The sequence below is a fragment of the Alcanivorax sp. HI0044 genome (assembly GCF_001634945.1).
Genome location: NZ_LWEZ01000245.1, coordinates 1 through 826 on the forward strand (window position 1 = coordinate 1; position 826 = coordinate 826).

The window sequence follows — 826 nt, forward strand, 5'->3', positions numbered from 1 at the left end:
CAAAAGCTGCGGTCTGGCGGGAACTCAACCGTTCCTTGGTCTGCCCGGCAAATTGTGGATCCTGCATTTTCACGCTGAGCACGAAGGCTGCCCGGTCCCAGATATCTTCCGGGGTCAGCTTGACCCCACGGGGCAGCAGATTACGAAACTCACAGAACTCGCGCATGGCATCCAACAAGCCGGAACGCAGGCCATTCACATGGGTGCCGCCCTGGGCCGTGGGGATCAGGTTCACATAGGCTTCCTGAATCAGCTCGCCGCCTTCCGGGAGCCAGGTCACCGCCCAATCCACCGCCTCGGTTTCCGCACTCATGGCACCGTTGAACGGCTCCTGCGGTACGCGCTCCCAGCCGCGGCTGGATTCCAGCAGGTATTCGATCAGGCCATCATCGAATTGCCAGGCGTCGCTCTCGCCGGTGAGCTGGTTATCCAGCGTCACCAGCAGGCCCGGGCAAAGTACCGCCTTGGCCCGCAACAGGTGCTTGAGGCGAGTCACCGACATTTTCGGCGAATCGAAATACTTGGCGTCGGGCCAGAAGCGCAAGGTGGTGCCGGTGTTGCGCTTGCCAACCGTATCGATCACTTCCAGATCGCTGCGCTTTTCGCCATCACCGAATTCCATGCGGTGCAGCTGACCATCGCGCTTGACCAGAATCTCCAGTTTGGTGGACAGAGCGTTCACCACCGACACGCCAACGCCGTGCAGGCCACCACTGAACTGGTAGTTGTTATTGGAGAACTTGCCCCCGGAGTGCAGGGTAGACAGGATCACTTCCACACCCGGTTTTTTCTGTACCGGATGCATGTCCACAGGCATGCCGCGGCC

Annotated in this window: 1 pseudogene; it reads right to left on the reverse strand. The window is 60.3% G+C overall.

The window, feature by feature from the left end:
- Positions 1-826 (reverse strand): annotated as a pseudogene (locus A3730_RS03125) (ATP-binding protein); the annotation flags it as partial.